This window comes from Quisquiliibacterium sp., assembly GCF_982640115.1.
In genome coordinates, this window is sequence record NZ_CEXFHW010000002.1 from 32,479 (window position 1) to 44,534 (window position 12,056).

General features: G+C 70.2%; 9 protein-coding genes. 5 read left to right on the plus strand and 4 right to left on the minus strand.

Annotated features, from left to right (window positions below):
* Positions 1 to 34 precede the first annotated feature (34 nt).
* The 3 genes from pdxA to AC2H6A_RS00490 are packed head-to-tail and all read right to left on the minus strand — an operon-like array spanning position 35 to position 3,380.
* Positions 35 to 1,129 (minus strand): 4-hydroxythreonine-4-phosphate dehydrogenase PdxA, encoded by a 1,095-nt coding sequence (gene pdxA / locus AC2H6A_RS00480; protein ID WP_484271156.1) that lies wholly within the window; start codon positions 1,127 to 1,129, stop codon positions 35 to 37.
* On the minus strand, positions 1,129 to 2,424 hold the full coding sequence (locus AC2H6A_RS00485) for a Zn-dependent hydrolase (protein ID WP_484271157.1): 1,296 nt from the start codon (positions 2,422 to 2,424) through the stop codon (positions 1,129 to 1,131). The genes pdxA and AC2H6A_RS00485 overlap by 1 nt, the downstream gene beginning before the upstream one ends.
* Before the next feature lie 44 nt (positions 2,425 to 2,468).
* Positions 2,469 to 3,380 carry an IclR family transcriptional regulator gene (locus tag AC2H6A_RS00490; protein WP_484271158.1) on the minus strand — a complete coding sequence of 304 codons (912 nt, stop codon included), beginning with the start codon at positions 3,378 to 3,380 and terminating at the stop codon, positions 2,469 to 2,471.
* Positions 3,381 to 3,500: 120 nt separating this feature from the next.
* On the opposite strand from AC2H6A_RS00490, the gene AC2H6A_RS00495 reads away from it, so the two are divergent.
* The 3 genes from AC2H6A_RS00495 to AC2H6A_RS00505 all read left to right on the plus strand — a co-directional run bounded on the left by AC2H6A_RS00495 (position 3,501) and on the right by AC2H6A_RS00505 (position 8,216).
* Positions 3,501 to 5,021, plus strand: a complete 1,521-nt coding sequence (locus AC2H6A_RS00495; RefSeq protein ID WP_484271159.1) for a CoA-acylating methylmalonate-semialdehyde dehydrogenase — start codon at positions 3,501 to 3,503, stop codon at positions 5,019 to 5,021.
* A 69-nt stretch (positions 5,022 to 5,090) separates the two neighbouring features.
* On the plus strand, positions 5,091 to 6,557 hold the full coding sequence (locus AC2H6A_RS00500; RefSeq protein ID WP_484271160.1) for an NAD-dependent succinate-semialdehyde dehydrogenase: 1,467 nt from the start codon (positions 5,091 to 5,093) through the stop codon (positions 6,555 to 6,557).
* 24 nt (positions 6,558 to 6,581) lie between these two features.
* Positions 6,582 to 8,216 carry a GMC family oxidoreductase gene (locus AC2H6A_RS00505; protein ID WP_484271161.1) on the plus strand — a complete coding sequence of 545 codons (1,635 nt, stop codon included), beginning with the start codon at positions 6,582 to 6,584 and terminating at the stop codon, positions 8,214 to 8,216.
* Positions 8,217 to 8,893: 677 nt separating this feature from the next.
* Here AC2H6A_RS00505 and AC2H6A_RS00510 read toward each other — a convergent pair.
* The gene (locus AC2H6A_RS00510; RefSeq protein WP_484271162.1) at positions 8,894 to 9,067 is read right to left on the minus strand and encodes a YgaP family membrane protein; all 174 of its coding nucleotides are present in this window, start codon (positions 9,065 to 9,067) and stop codon (positions 8,894 to 8,896) included.
* 338 nt (positions 9,068 to 9,405) lie between these two features.
* Between AC2H6A_RS00510 and mnmG the strand changes: the two genes are divergently transcribed.
* Together mnmG and rsmG are read left to right on the plus strand one after the other, a co-directional pair.
* Complete coding sequence (gene mnmG / locus AC2H6A_RS00515; RefSeq protein WP_484271163.1) at positions 9,406 to 11,325, plus strand: tRNA uridine-5-carboxymethylaminomethyl(34) synthesis enzyme MnmG; 1,920 nt, start codon at positions 9,406 to 9,408, stop codon at positions 11,323 to 11,325.
* A 3-nt stretch (positions 11,326 to 11,328) separates the two neighbouring features.
* Complete coding sequence (rsmG, locus tag AC2H6A_RS00520) at positions 11,329 to 12,054, plus strand: 16S rRNA (guanine(527)-N(7))-methyltransferase RsmG (RefSeq protein ID WP_484271164.1); 726 nt, start codon at positions 11,329 to 11,331, stop codon at positions 12,052 to 12,054.
* Positions 12,055 to 12,056: the final 2 nt, after the last annotated feature.

Sequence of the window (12,056 nt, forward strand, 5' to 3'; positions counted from 1 at the left end):
GCGTTTCGCTGGATGGGTGTTCCGGCGCCCGCTCTCAGGCTGGCGCCAGCCGATTGGCCTGGGTGATGGCCGCCAGCAGGCTGCGGGGGTCGGCCAGACCGGCGCCATGCTCACCCGGCTGGCCGGCGATGTCGAAGGCGGTGCCATGGTCGGGGCTGGTGCGCACGAAGGGCAGGCCCACGGTGATGTTCACGCCCTCGTCCAGGCCGAGGTACTTCACCGGGATCAGGCCCTGGTCGTGGTACATGGCCACCACCGCGTCGAAGGTCTTCAGGCCGCGCGCGCGCATGAACACCGTGTCGGGCGGGAAGGGCCCCTGGGCGTCGATGCCCTCGGCGCGGGCCTGCGCGACGGCCGGCGCGATGATCTCGATCTCTTCCCGGCCGAACAGCCCGCCCTCGCCGGCGTGCGGATTCAGGCCGGCCACTGCCAGTCGGGGCGCGGCGATGCCCATGCGGCGCAGCCCGGCGTCGGTGATCCGCAGGGTCTCGAGCACCCGCGGCAGGGTCACGGCGGCGATCGCCTGGGCGAGCGACACATGGATGCTGACCAGTACGGTGCGCAGCTCGGTGTTGGCCAGCATCATGCGCACCGGCGGGTTGCCGGCCAGGTGGGCGAGCAGCTCGGTGTGACCGGGCCAGTCGTGGCCGGCGAGCCTGAGCGCCTCCTTGGCGAGCGGCGCGGTGACCACGGCCCGCACCTCGCCGCGCAGCGCGAGCTCGGCGGCGCGGCACACGCAGCGATAGGCGGCCTCGCCGCCGGCCGCGCTCATCTGCCCCACCCGCAGGTCGGCGGGCAGCGAGATCACCGGGATCACCGGCAGGTCGTCGCCGGTGAAGCCGGGGAGGGCGCCGATGGCGGGCAGGCCCGGCACCCCGGCCATGCCGGCCATCCCGGACAGACCCGGGGCGCCGCCTGCACTGCTGGCCGGCCCCACCGCCGCGCCCGGCGTGGCCACCGGCCGGATGTGCAGGCCCAGCCGCAGCCGGTCGGATTCCCGCTGCAGCAGGGCGGGGTCGCCGATGACCACGCAGGGCGCGGGCAGGCCGCCCGCCGCCGCCTTCAGGATGATCTCCGGGCCGATGCCGGCGGGATCGCCCAGGGTGATGGCGATGGGCCGCACGCGCATCAGCGGCCCGCCGCCTCGAGCATGGCCTGCAGCAACACATCGGCGCCGGCGGCCAGGTCGGCCGGCTTGGCGTTCTCGATCTCGTTGTGGCTGATGCCGTTCTCGCAGGGCACGAAGATCATCGCGGTGGGGCAGGTGCGGGCGACATAGACCGCATCGTGGCCGGCCCCGCTGGCGATGCGGCGCACCGGGTGGCCGAGCGCGCGGGCGTGCCGCTCGATGCCGCCCACCAGCGTCGGGTCGAAGGCGCAGGGCGGGAAGTGCACCACTTCGCGCAGCGCGATGCTCACGCCGTCCTGGCGTTCCACCTGTGCGGCGGCCTCGTGCAGCCGCCGCACCATGCTGTCCAGGGTGCTGGCGCTGGCATTGCGCAGGTCAACGGTGAACTCCACCCGGCCGGGGATGACATTGCGCGAGTTGGGATGCACGAAGAGCTGGCCGACCGTGCCCCGGGCGTAGTCGGGCGAGGACTCGGCGATCTCGCGCACCGCCTGCACCATGCGGGCCGCGGCCAGCAGGGCATCTCGGCGCATGGCGAGCGGCGTGGGTCCGGCGTGGGCGTCCTGGCCGCTGACGGTGGCATCGAACCAGCGTTGCCCGAGTGCGCCCTCCACCGCGCCGATGGTGATCTGCTCGGCCTCGAGTACCGGCCCCTGCTCGATATGCGGCTCGAAGTAGGCCGAGAAGCGCGGGGCGGTGTCCTTGCCGGCATAGCCGATGGTGGCCAGCGCCTTGCCCACGGTCACGCCCTCGCGGTCGACCTGATCGAGGCAGTGCGCCAGCGTGAACGCGCCGGCATACACGCCCGAGCCCATCATCACCGGGGTGTAGCGGGTGCCTTCCTCGTTGGTCCAGATGGCCACGCACAGCGGCCGCTCGGTGACGATGCCGGCATCGTTCAGGGCGCGCAGCACTTCCACGCCGGCGAGCACGCCGTAGTTGCCGTCGAAGCGGCCGCCGGTGGGCTGGGTGTCGACATGGCTGCCCACCGCCACCGGCCGGCGCGTGGGCTCGGCCACCGGTTGCGCGTCGGGTCCCTGGCCGGTGAGGCCGTTGCCCAGCCGCCCGGGGCGGATGCCGAAGACATTGCCGATCGCGTCGATGCGGATCTCGCAGCCGGCCTCGCGCAGCCAGCCCACCACGAGGTCGCGACCCTGGCGGTCGAGCTCGGTGAGCGCGAGCCGGCAGACCCCGCCCTTGGGCGTGGCGCCGATCCGGGCAAGGGTCATCAGGCTGTCCCAGAGGCGATCGGGGTTGATGCGCGGGACGATGAGATCCTGGGGCTGGGCGGACATGACGGACTCCGGGAGTGGGGGCGGTGTGAGGTGGGTTGAGCGGTTCAGCTGGCCCGGGGCGGGGCGGCGCCGAGCGCGGCGGACAGGTCTCGGGCAAGTCCGCCGATGGCCGCAACCAGGGCCTGGCGGCGTTCGGCGCTCAGGCCGGCCTTGATCACGCTGACCGCCACCGCTGCCTGCGCCGCGGGTTCGCGCGGGCCGAAGACCGGGGCGCCAAAGCACTGCATGCCCTCGGCGGTTTCCTCGTCGTCCATCGCCCAGCCCTGCAGGCGGGCCTGCGCGAGCTGGCGCTGCAAGGCTGTGAGCGTGCGCACACTGTGCCGGGTAAGACGCGGCAGCGGGGTGTCGGCCAGCAGCGGGCCGGCCTGCTCGGGCGGCAGCGAGGCCAGCATGGCCTTGCCCGACGAGGTGCAGGCCGCCGGAAATCGTCCGCCCACCCGGAAATTGACCGCGAGCGGCCGGGTGCCCGGCCGGCAGGCGAGGTAGCGCACTTCTGCGCCTTCGAGCACGGCCAGCATCACGGTTTCGGCGCTCAGGGCGGCGCGGCTGCCGGCAAGCTGGTGGAACGCGCGCAGGATGTCCGACTGCGCCTCATAGGCGCCGGCCCATTGCAGGGGCCGCGTGCCGAGGCTGAACTCGCCGTCGGGGCTGCGCCGGGCGAGGCCGTGCGCCACCAGGGTGGCGAGCAGGCCGTGCACGCTGCTCTTGGGCAGAGCCAGCCGGCGGGCGAGTTCGGCCAGACCGAGCGGCTCGCGGGCCGTGGCAAGTTCATCGATCAGTCGCACCGCACGGTCCACCGCGGGCACGCGCGGGCCGTCGGGCGCGGGCGGAGTCCTCGTCGTGTCGGGCGCGGGCGCGCTTCTCGGCGCGTCGGACGCGGCAGCCTTCGCTGGGGCACGGCTCGCGCGGGTGCGAACCGGGGAGGGCGTGCGTGCGGTGCTGCGGGGCGAGGTCATGGCGAGGCCGGATTGACAGCGGGGAAGGCCGGATTCGATAATTCTTCCATAGAATGAATGCGCGTTCAACAGGCTGAACAGCCGCAGGCCCTTCGCCGGCCTGATCTTCAGGAGAATGTCATGGGAAGCTCGGACAGCCGCCTCGCGGCTCAGGTGGGTCACTGGATCGCCGGTGGCGATGTCGCCGGCAGCGCCGACGACCGCTGGGGCGATGTCTTCAATCCGGCCACCGGCGAGGTCGCCCGTCGGGTGGCGCTGGCCACGCCCGCGCAGGTCGACCTCGCCGTCAAGGCCGCCGCGGCCGCGTTTCCCGCCTGGTCGGGCATGCCGGCGCTGCGCCGGGCGCGGGTGCTGTTCAAGTTCAAGGAGCTGGCCGAACGCCATGCCGCCGATTTCGCCGCGCTGATCACCGCCGAGCACGGCAAGGTCTTCAGCGACGCCGAGGGCGAGCTCACCCGCGGCCTCGAGGTGGTGGAGTTTGCCTGCGGCATCCCGCAGCTGCTCAAGGGCGAATACAGCGAGCAGGTGGGCACCGGCATCGACATGTATTCGGTGCGCCAGCCGCTGGGCGTGTGCGTGGGCATCACGCCCTTCAACTTCCCGGCCATGGTCCCGATGTGGATGTTCCCGGTGGCCCTGGCCTGCGGCAACACCTTCGTGCTCAAGCCTTCGGAGCGCGACCCCTCGGCAGCGCTGTTCGTCGCCCGCCTGCTCAAGGAGGCCGGTCTGCCCGATGGCGTGTTCAATGTGGTCCAGGGCGACAAGGTGGCGGTCGATGCCCTGCTCACCCATCCGCAGGTGGACGCGGTGAGTTTCGTGGGGTCCACTCCCATCGCCCGCTACATCCACGACACCGCGGCCGCGCACGGCAAGCGGGTGCAGGCGCTGGGCGGCGCCAAGAATCACATGGTGGTCATGCCTGACGCCGACCTCGACCAGGCGGTGGACGCGCTCATCGGCGCGGCCTACGGCTCGGCCGGCGAGCGCTGCATGGCGGTGTCGGTGGCGGTGGCGGTGGGCGGCGTGGCCGACGCGCTGGTGGCGCGCCTGAAGGCGCGGGTGCCGGCTATCCGCGTGGCCGACGGCATGGACCCGGCCGCCGAGATGGGCCCGCTGGTCACCCGCACCCACTTCGACAAGGTGAAGGGCTATGTCGACACCGGCGTGGCCGAGGGCGCGCAGCTGGTGGTCGATGGCCGGGGCGTGGTGGTGCCGGGCCGCGAGGGTGGCTTTTTCCTGGGGGGCTGTCTGTTCGACCATGTCACTCCCGCCATGCGCATCTACCAGGAGGAGATCTTCGGCCCGGTGCTGTGCATCGTGCGTGCCGAGGGCTTCGAGCATGCCCTGCGCCTCATCAATGACCACGAGTTCGGCAACGGCACAGCCATCTTCACCCGCGACGGCGATGCCGCGCGGGAGTTCGCCCACCGGGTGCAGATCGGCATGGTCGGCATCAATGTGCCCATCCCGGTGCCCATGGCCTTCCATTCATTCGGCGGCTGGAAGGCTTCGCTCTACGGCGACCATCACATGCACGGGCCGGAAGGGGTGCGCTTCTATACCCGCTACAAGGCGGTGACGCAGCGCTGGCCGGCCGGCATCCGTGCCGGCGCCGAGTTCGTCATGCCCACCATGAAGTGAGCCAGCGATGACGCCGTGCGGCCTGCCGGCGCGGGCCGTGCCTACCGTGTTGCCCAAGGGGATCCTTTCATGACGCTTCAACTCAAGAGCAGCCTGCTGCTGCGTGACAGTGGCTACATCGACGGCCAGTGGGTGCAGGCCGACAGCGGCGCGCGCTTCGCGGTGACCGACCCGGCCACCGGCCAGACCATTGCCGCCGTGGCCGACATGGGCGTGGCCGAGACCCGCCGCGCCATCGACGCGGCGGCCCGCGCGCTGCCGGCCTGGCGGGCACGCACCGCCAAGGATCGCGCGGCGGTGCTGCGTCGCTGGTTCGATCTGGTGATGGCCCATGCCGACGACCTGGCGGCGCTGATGACCGCCGAGCAGGGCAAGCCGCTGGCCGAGGCGCGGGGTGAGGTGGTCTATGGCGCCTCGTTCATCGAGTGGTTCGCCGAGGAGGGCAAGCGGGTCTGCGGCGAGGTGATTCCCACCTACGCGGCCGACCGGCGCATCCTGGTGCTCAAGCAGCCGATCGGCGTGTGCGCCGCCATCACGCCGTGGAACTTCCCGATCGCGATGATCACCCGCAAGGTGTCGCCGGCCTTGGCGGCCGGGTGCACGGTGGTGGCCAAGCCGGCCGAGGCCACGCCGCTCTCGGCGCTGGCGCTGGCGGCGCTGGCCGAGCAAGCGGGCTTCCCGCCGGGCGTGTTCAACCTGATCGTGGCCGATGGCAGCAAATCGCCGGAGATCGGCCTCGAACTCTGCACGAACCCCACCGTTCGCAAGCTCTCGTTCACCGGATCCACCGAGGTCGGCCGCATCCTGCTGCGCCAGTCGGCCGATACCGTGAAGAAACTGTCGCTGGAACTCGGCGGCAACGCGCCCTTCATCGTCTTCGAGGACGCCGATCTCGATGCCGCGGTCGAGGGGGCCCTGGCCTCCAAGTACCGCAACGCCGGTCAGACCTGCGTCTGCGCCAATCGGCTGTATGTGCACGATGCGGTCTACGACGACTTCGCTGCCCGGCTGGCGGCCCGCGTGGCCGAGTTCAAGGTCGGGCCGGGCACCGAGCCGGGCGTCACCATCGGGCCGCTGATCGAGCCGGCGGCGGTGAGCAAGGTCGAGGAGCACATCGCCGATGCCGTGGCCAAGGGTGCCCGCGTGGCGCTTGGCGGCCAGCGCCACACCCTGGGCGGGTTGTTCTTCCAGCCTACGCTGCTCACCGAGGTCACCGCCGACATGCGGGTGGCCCGCGAGGAAACCTTTGGGCCGGTGGCCCCGCTCTTCCGCTTCCGGTCTGATGAGGAGGTGGTGGGCATGGCCAATGCCACCGAGTTCGGTCTGGCGGCCTACTTCTACTCGCGCGACATCGGCCGTGTGTTCCGCGTGGCCGAGGCCCTGGAGACCGGCATGGTCTGCGTCAACAGCGGCCTGCTGTCCACGGAAGTGGCGCCCTTCGGCGGGGTGAAGCAGTCGGGCCTCGGTCGGGAGGGATCCAGCCACGGCATCGAGGAATACCTCGAGCTGAAGTATCTCTGTCTGGCCGGACTCTGATCGCGCGGGGGAGGGCGGCGGGTGATGGACGATTTCGACTACATCGTGGTGGGTGCGGGCACGGCGGGCTGCCTGCTTGCCAACCGGCTCTCGGCCGACCGCCGCAATCGGGTGCTGCTGCTCGAGGCGGGAGGCAAGGACGACTATGTCTGGATCCACATCCCGGTGGGTTACCTCTACTGCATTGGCAACCCGCGCACCGACTGGATGTACATGACCGAGGCCGAGCCCGGCCTGAATGGCCGCAGCATCCGGTACCCCCGCGGCAAGGTCTTCGGTGGCTGCTCGTCCATCAACGGCATGATCTACATGCGAGGCCAGCGCGGCGACTATGACGGCTGGGCCAGCCTGGGGAACCGCGGCTGGGGCTGGGACGAGGTGCTGCCCTTCTTCAAGCAGCACGAGGACTACTATCGGCTCGACGGCGGTGCCCAGGACGAACTCCATGGCCACGGCGGTGAGTGGCGGATCGAGGCCCAGCGCCTGCGCTGGGAGATTCTCGATGCCTGGCGTGAGGCGGCGGCGGAACAGGGTATTCCGGCCTGCGACGACTTCAATCGGGGCGACAACTTCGGCTGCGGCTACTTCGAGGTCAACCAGCGGCGAGGCTTCCGCTGGAATGCCGCCAAGGCCTTTCTGCGGCAGGCCATCACCCGTCAGAACCTCACCGTGATGAGCGGCGCCCATGTGGAGCGGCTGCAGCTCTCGGATGACGGCAGTCGGGTGCTCGGGGTGGCGGTGCGCGACGCCGGTGGTGGGCCCAGCCGGGTGGTGGCGGCGCGTCGGGAAGTGGTGCTCGCCGCGGGCGCCGTGGGCACGCCGCAGATCCTTGAACTCTCAGGCATCGGGCGACCTGAGGTGCTGGCCGAAGCCGGGGTGCCGGTGCGGCTCGCCGCGCCCGGAGTCGGCGAGAACCTCCAGGATCATTTGCAGCTGCGCACGGTCTTCAAGGTCAAGGGCGCCGCCACGCTCAATGTGCAGGCCAACTCCCTCTGGGGCAAGGCACGCATGGGTCTGGAGTACCTGCTCTTTCGTAGCGGACCGATGTCAATGTCCCCCAGCCAGCTCGGCGCGTTCGCCCGGTCGGATCCCGGGCAGGCCCGGGCGAATGTCGAATACCACGTGCAACCGCTGTCGCTCGACAAGTTCGGCGATCCCCTGCACCGCTTTCCGGCGATCACCGCGTCGGTGTGCAATCTGCGACCGACGGCTCGAGGCAGCATCCACATTCGCAGCCCGCGGTCGGAAGACGCGCCGAAGATCGCGCCCAACTACCTGTCCACCCCGGAAGACCGGCAGGTGGCGGCGGATTCCATCCGTCTCACGCGGCGGATCGTGGGCAGTCCGGCACTGGCCAAGTACTCGCCCGAGGAGTTCGTGCCTGGCCCGCAGTATGACTCTGACGAAGCGCTTGCCGAGGCGGCCGGGCTGGTGGGCACCACCATCTTCCATCCGGTAGGCACCTGCAAGATGGGGCCGGCCGATGATCCTGCAGCGGTGGTGGATGGCGAGTTGCGCTTTCGTGGGCTCACGGGTCTGCGCATCGCCGATGCCTCGGTCATGCCCACCATCACCTCGGGCAACACCAACTCGCCCACGCTGATGATCGCGGAGCGCGCTGCTGCCTGGATGCTGGCCGCGCACCAGGCTTCTGGCTGAGGCAGGGCGGGCGTGCTGATGGGCGGCAGGGCAGGGGGGCGATGCTTCAGCGGGTGTCCGTGCCGCTGCCTGTCACTGCGAGGCCAAGGCGAACCCTGAGAAAAGCCTGCGCCCTGATCGGAGTCTCTGTTTCACGTGGAACAGGTTGAGCACGGTGGTCAGGCCGAGGCTGCATTGAAGGCGACTGAGGCCGCGCGATGTCACCGCGCTGCGGGCGGCGGCTGGATGATCGGCTTCACCCGGGCAGTGACCGTGTGGCGTAACGTGTCGGATGTGAAGCGGTGCGCCCTGCTGCCGATCCGGTGCCACTCGGCGCCTCGACAGGCGCAGCCGAACCGCTGAGCCCGTGTTCCGTGTCGCGCTTGCACTTTCCCGGTGCCGCGCCGGGTCACGGGGGTCTCAGGGTTCCCCCGGCAGGTGGGCTGCGCGGAAGGCTGGCAGCAATGCGGGCTCTCCAGGCTGTCCGGGCTCTCCGCGGTGTTGACGCTGACGCAGCGGTCGCGGTTGTCGGCGCCGTCAACGGAGCGGAGGGTGGTGCTAGCAATCTTATCTATCCCACGGATCATGGTCGGTGGGTCACACTGCCCCGCAGCCATTCGAGAGACCCGTCCCGGCGGCGCTTCTGCGGCGTACTGAACGCAGGTGCTCCCCTGGCGCCTTGCGACGGAGGTCGCCCTTCATTCACCCGCAGTGCCTGTGGTTTGTGGATGAAGCTCTGTTCCACGTGAAACAGAGGGGCCCCTGGGGTCTCCGACTCGGGAGCGCTTCAGTCCGCAGGTGTTGATGCCGAGCGGGGTGTCAAGCGGACAGTAACCCGCGGCGGCGGTTGCGATCGGGACGACGCCGATCAACCCTCAGGCGCCGATCGCGCCGGCTCATGCTGCCGCCACAAGATCGAGCCACGCTGCCAGACGGATCAGCCGATCGAGGCGGCCTTCGTTGGCTTTCATGCGCCTCTCCCCGTGGATTGACGCGCCGGTCTGCTCATCTCCCATGTCAACCTGCCTGGCGCTGCCGATCTCTGACGGTGCTGATCGAGCGTGACGATGAGCCCCGCAGGGCAGGGTGCTCGATGCCGGATGCATTCGCCAGCGGCCGTCGGGCGGGATTCACGCGGAACCCGTCGATCACCCCGGCAACGACGCTTTTCGTTATCATGGCCGGTTTCGCCGCACGCAGGCAGACTCCGATGGATTATCCGAAGACCTTCGATGTGATCGTCGTGGGCGGGGGCCATGCAGGCACCGAGGCCGCCCTGGCCAGTGCCCGACTCGGCGCCAGCACGCTGCTGCTTACCCACAGCATCGAAACCCTCGGGCAGATGTCCTGCAATCCGTCGATCGGGGGCATCGGCAAGGGCCATCTCGTCAAGGAGATCGATGCGCTGGGTGGTGCCATGGCAGCCGCCACCGACGAGGCCGGCATCCAGTTCCGCATCCTGAATGCCAGCAAGGGTCCGGCGGTGCGCGCCACCCGCGCCCAGGCCGACCGGGTGCTCTATCGGCAGGCCATCCGCCGGCGCCTCGAGAACCAGCCCCATCTCGAGATCTTCCAGCAGGCCGTGGATGACCTCATCGTGGAAGGCGATCGGGTCTGCGGCGCCATCACCCAGCTCGGCCTGCGCTTTCGCGCCCGTGCGGTGGTGCTCACCGCAGGCACCTTCCTGAATGGCCTCGTCCATGTCGGCCTGGCACGCTACTCGGCCGGCCGCGCGGCCGATCCGCCGTCGATCTCTCTGGCGGCACGGTTGCGTGAGCTGAAACTGCCGCAAGGCCGACTGAAGACCGGCACGCCGCCGCGCATCGATGGCCGCAGCATCGACTTCTCGCGCTGCGAGGCGCAGCCCGGTGATCTCGACCCGGTACCGGTGTTCTCCTTTCTGGGCGATCCGGCGCAGCATCCGCGCCAGTTGCCCTGCTGGATCACCCACACCAACCCCCGCACCCACGAGATCATCCGCGGCGGTCTGGACCGCAGTCCGATGTACACCGGCGTGATCGAGGGGGTAGGGCCGCGCTACTGCCCGTCGGTGGAAGACAAGATCCACCGCTTCGCGGACAAGTCGGCCCATCAGGTGTTCCTCGAGCCGGAGGGCCTGGACACCCATGAGTTCTACCCGAATGGCATCTCCACCAGCCTGCCTTTCGATGTGCAGCTCGACCTGGTGCACAGCATCGTCGGCCTGGAGAAGGCCCACCTCATCCGACCGGGCTACGCCATCGAGTACGACTACTTCGATCCCCGCGGCCTGAAGGCCACGCTCGAGACTCGCGCGATCGCCGGTCTGTACTTTGCCGGGCAGATCAACGGCACCACCGGCTACGAGGAGGCCGCTGCCCAGGGCCTGCTGGCCGGCCTGAACGCCGGTCTGGCGGTGCATGGCCGCGAGCCCTTCACCCTGCGTCGCGACCAGGCCTATCTCGGCGTGCTGGTCGATGACCTCATCACCCGTGGGGTTTCCGAACCCTACCGGATGTTCACCAGCCGGGCCGAGTATCGCCTGAGCCTGCGGGAAGACAACGCCGATCTGCGCCTCACCGAGATCGGCCGGCAGATCGGCTGCGTCGACGATGCCCGCTGGGCGGCCTTCTGCCGCAAGCGCGACGCGATCGAGACCGAACTGCAGCGCCTGCGTGACATCAGCGTCAACCCGAAGAAGCTGCCGCCCGAACAGGCCACCGCCGTGCTTGGTCAGCCGATCGAGCGCGACCACACCCTCGCCGAACTGCTGGCCCGGCCCGAGGTGCGCTACGCCGCGCTGATGTCGGTGGCCGGGCCCGGTGTCCCCGAGCGTGGCGAGGCGCTCGGCCTCGATCCGCTGCGTGCCACCGAGGTGGTGGAGCAGATCGAGATCCAGTGCAAGTACGCCGGCTACATCGCCCGCCAGCAAGCGGAAGTGGCCCGGGCCAGCCGCCATGAGGACCTCGCCATTCCCCCTGACTTCGACTACACGCGGGTGCGGGGGCTGTCCAACGAGGTGCGGGGCAAGCTCACCGCGCAGCGCCCCGAGACCGTGGGCCAGGCCTCCCGCATCTCGGGCGTCACGCCGGCGGCGGTCTCCCTGCTGCTGGTCTATCTGCGCAAGCGGCGTCTGCAGCAGGCGGCCTGAGCGGTGAGCCGCGTCGGCAAGCCTTTGCCCGACGATGCTCCGGCCCGCCTGGCCCGGGCACTGTCGGCGCTGGGTCTGAGCCTGCCCGAGCCGCGTCAGCGCCTTCTGCTGGGCCACCTTGCGCTGCTGGCGCGCTGGAACGCCACCCACAACCTCACCGCGGTGCGTGACCCCGCCGAGATGCTGGTGCAGCACTGCTTTGACTGCCTGGCCATCATCGCGCCCCTGCGCGATGCCGCCCGGGCGGGGCGAGACCACCTCGCCGACGGGGCGGTGGTGCTCGATGTCGGCAGTGGTGGTGCGTTGCCCGGTGCCGTGCTGGCCATCTGCGTGCCCGGCGTGCAGGTGCACTGCGTGGATGCGGTGGCCAAGAAGGCCGCCTTTGCCCGGCAGCTGCGCGTCGAGCTCGGCCTGAGCAATCTGCACGCTCACCATGCCCGGCTCTGGCCCGATCGCCCCCCGGAGCCGGCGCTGCGCGATCTGCCGCCGGTGACGCTGGTGGTGTCGCGCGCCTTCGGCACCCTGGCCGAGTTCGTCCGGCTGAGCCTGCCCCTCTTGGCCGAGCAGGGCGTCTGGGCGGCCATGAAGGGCGCGCTGCCGGAAGACGAGTTGCGTGAACTGCCCGAGGGCGTGAATCTGTCGGCTGCGATTACACTGGCCGTTCCGCAGATGGACGCCCGTCGCCACCTGCTGCTGCTTGAGCGCCGCAGTGCGCCAGCCCTGGCCTGACC

Coding starts and splice junctions, on each gene's coding strand:
- mnmG (WP_484271163.1), top strand. CDS start 9,406: ATGGATTATCCGAAGACCTTCGATGTGATCGTCGTGGGCGGGGGCCAT.
- pdxA (WP_484271156.1), bottom strand. CDS start 1,129: ATGCGCGTGCGGCCCATCGCCATCACCCTGGGCGATCCCGCCGGCATC.
- AC2H6A_RS00500 (WP_484271160.1), top strand. CDS start 5,091: ATGACGCTTCAACTCAAGAGCAGCCTGCTGCTGCGTGACAGTGGCTAC.
- AC2H6A_RS00495 (WP_484271159.1), top strand. CDS start 3,501: ATGGGAAGCTCGGACAGCCGCCTCGCGGCTCAGGTGGGTCACTGGATC.
- AC2H6A_RS00490 (WP_484271158.1), bottom strand. CDS start 3,380: ATGACCTCGCCCCGCAGCACCGCACGCACGCCCTCCCCGGTTCGCACC.
- AC2H6A_RS00485 (WP_484271157.1), bottom strand. CDS start 2,424: ATGTCCGCCCAGCCCCAGGATCTCATCGTCCCGCGCATCAACCCCGAT.
- AC2H6A_RS00505 (WP_484271161.1), top strand. CDS start 6,582: ATGGACGATTTCGACTACATCGTGGTGGGTGCGGGCACGGCGGGCTGC.